1 protein-coding gene and 1 pseudogene are annotated in these 1,780 nt (G+C 68.7%); one reads left to right on the top strand and one right to left on the bottom strand.

All coding sequences use genetic code 11. From position 1 onward, the window contains the following. A pseudogene (locus tag FKP22_RS33585) lies at positions 1-317 on the top strand (hypothetical protein); the annotation flags it as partial. Here the strand turns inward: FKP22_RS33585 and FKP22_RS29240 are convergent. After that, the coding region (locus tag FKP22_RS29240; RefSeq protein WP_141291683.1) for a M3 family metallopeptidase at positions 233-1,780 on the bottom strand (1,548 nt) is incomplete at its 5' end. The pseudogene FKP22_RS33585 and the gene FKP22_RS29240 sit on opposite strands and share 85 nt — an antisense overlap.

Raw genomic sequence — 1,780 nt, 5'->3', positions numbered from 1 at the left:
GCGGTGGCTACTTCGAGCGCAAGGCAGCAAATGCCGGCGGCGACCGTGGTGGCTTCGCGCCGCGCGGTGACCGCGGTGGTTTCGGTGGTGATCGCCCGGCGTTCAGCAATGACCGTCCGAGCTTCAACAGCGAACGCCCGGCCTTCAATGGCGAGCGTCCGTCGTTCAAAAGCGAGCGGCCGGCCTTCAACAACGACCGCCCGGCCTTTGCCGACCGCGGCGAACGCGCGCCCTACGCCGGCAAGCCCGGCGCCAGCAAGCCGCGTTTTGCCAACAGCGGTGACAGCTTCGGCAAGCGTCCCCGAAAGGACGTGTAAGCCGTGCGGGGGTCCACCGTGTCCCCCGCTGCGTAGATGTGGCGGTGCAGCCGTGCCGCCACCTCCGCGTCAAATGGATTGCCGGCCTCGACAAACGCGTTGAACGCGTCGGCATCCAGCACCTCGGCCCACAAGTACACGTAGTAACCGGCGGCATACGCTGAACCGGAGAACAGGTGCTGGAAGTGGGCCAGCCGGTGCCGCATGCCAATCGCCTCCGGCATGCCCAGGCGCTGCAGCGCCTCGCGCTCGAAAGCGCCCACATCCACCGGTCCGTCCGGATCGGTCAGCGCATGGACCTCCAGGTCCACCCACGCGCTGCCCAAATAGCTCACCGTCTCCGCCCCCTGGCCCCAGTGCCGGGCTTTCTGCAGCCGCTCGACCAGCGAATGCGGAATCGGCTCGCCCGTCTGCCAGTGCCGCGCATGGCGCTGCAGCACCTCGGGCACGCCCAGCCAGTGCTCGAACAGCTGCGAAGGCAGCTCGACAAAGTCGCGCAGCACCTGCGTGCCCGAGAGCCGGTGGTAGGTCACGTCCGACAGCAGCCCGTGCAGCCCATGGCCGAACTCGTGGAACAGCGTGCGCGCGTCGTCGAACGACAGCAGCGTGGGCTGGCCCGGCGGCGCCTTGACGAAGTTGTTGTTGTTGACGATCAGCGGCCGGCTCACGCCGCGGTTGCGCGACTGGTAATTGAAGCCGCTCATCCACGCGCCCGAGCGCTTGGACTGGCGCGCGAAGTTGTCCTGCAGGAACAGCCCGGCGCTGCGGCCGGTGGCATCGAACATCTCGTAGACCTTGACGTCGGGGTGGTAGCCCAACACGTCAGGCCGCGGCTCGAAGCTGACGCCGAACAGCCGCTGCGCGCAGTCGAACAAGGCCTCGACCATGTGCTCCAGCGAGAAGTAGGGCTTGACCTCGGCGTCGTCGATGTCGAAGCGGGCCTGGCGCACCTTCTCCGACCAGTGACGCCAGTCCCAGCCCATCGGCTCGTGCATCACCCCATGGCTGCGCATCATCGCGACCAGCGCCTCCCGCTCGCGCTCGGCCGCCGGCAAGGCACGTTGCCAGACCTCGTCCAGCAGACCGCGCACGGCAGACTGCTCGCCCGCCATGCTGTCCACCAGCGCGTAGTCCGCATAACTCGCGTGGCCGTGCAGCTGCGCCTGTGCATGGCGCAGCTGCAGGATCTCGCGCACCAGCTGCCGGTTGTCGGTCTCGCCCGGCACTTCGCCGCGGCCGACCCACGCGCGCCACGCGGTTTCGCGCAGGTCGCGCCGTTCCGAGAAGGTGAGGAATGGCTCGATCAGCGAGCGGCTCAGCGTGATGACCCAGGTCTCGCCTTCCAGCCCGCGCTCGCTGGCCGCCTGTCGCGCCGCAGCGCGCACGAATGGCGGCAGGCCGGCCAATTCGGCCTCGCTGTGCAGCACCAGCTGGTAGCCGGCCTCGTCGGCCAGCACGTTCTG

Source organism: Ideonella azotifigens, from assembly GCF_006519715.1.
GTDB classification, from domain to species: Bacteria; Pseudomonadota; Gammaproteobacteria; order Burkholderiales; family Burkholderiaceae_C; genus Ideonella; species Ideonella azotifigens.
This window is presented reverse-complemented; position numbering and strand designations above follow the sequence as displayed.